The organism is Aestuariivivens sediminicola, assembly GCF_022662015.1.
Lineage (GTDB): Bacteria > Bacteroidota > Bacteroidia > Flavobacteriales > Flavobacteriaceae > Aestuariivivens > Aestuariivivens sediminicola.
In genome coordinates this window covers 1-1,004 of record NZ_JAKMCM010000020.1, presented here as the reverse complement: position 1 = coordinate 1,004, position 1,004 = coordinate 1, and the positions used below count along the sequence as shown (strand labels likewise).

1 protein-coding gene is annotated in these 1,004 nt (G+C 52.2%); it reads right to left on the bottom strand.

Going from position 1 to position 1,004, the window contains the following annotated elements; genetic code table 11:
* Positions 1-1,004 (bottom strand): putative metal-binding motif-containing protein (locus tag MR041_RS15570; RefSeq protein WP_242095172.1); only part of this gene is annotated, 1,004 nt, incomplete at both ends.

Here is a 1,004-nt window from a genome sequence, read left to right as displayed (position 1 = left end):
CAGTCGTTGTCCTTACCATCGCAAAGTTCCGGTGCGCCAGGGTAAACGGTGTTATCGGTATCATTGCAATCCGTATTATCACTCACATAGCCAAAAGGAGCAGAACAGGCCTGGGTGGTCGATGCTGCATCGCCATAACCGTCCCCGTCGGTGTCGGCGTAATAGGTGGTCTTAACCCCTTCGTCTATCTGTCCGTCACAGTCATTGTCCCTACCATCACATATTTCAATGGCATTGGGATTGATGTTCGGATTGGTATCATCACAATCGCCTTCATTTTCTGTAAAGCCATCGCCGTCATCATCAACATCGGCCGAGCTGTCCAGGGTTGCGGGATTACAATCGTCGTCCTTACCATTATCCAATATTTCCGTCTCACCCGGATTTACATTGGTATCTGTATCATCACAATCGGTATTATCACTTACATAGCCCACAGGAGCCGAGCAGGCCTGGGTGGTCGATGTCGGATCCCCATAGCCGTCCCCATCGGTATCGGCATAATAGGTGGTTTTAACCCCTTCGTCTATCTGACCGTCACAGTCGTTGTCAATGCCATCACAGACCTCGATAGCATCGGGGTGTATGGCCGCATCATTATCGTTGCAGTCACCCGAGGTGGCCGTAAGCTCAGAGGCGATGTAATGGTTCAATGGACGCTCGCAGGCCGTCTGGGAGGTGCCGCTGCTGTAACCATCGCCGTCCACATCCGCGTACCATAGCTGACCCGGATATTCATTGGCATCCGTGTCGTCGCAATCCGTGTTGTTACTCACATAGTCTGCAGGGACGGAACAGGCCTGGGTGGTTGATGCCGGATCCCCATAGCCATCGCCATCGGTATCGGCGTAATAGGTGGTCTTAACCCCTTCGTCTATCTGACCGTTACAGTTATTGTCAATGCCATCACAGACCTCGATAGCATCGGGGTGTATGGCCGCATCATTATCGTTACAGTCACCCGAGGTGGCCGTAAGCTCAGAGGCGATGTAATGGTTCAATGG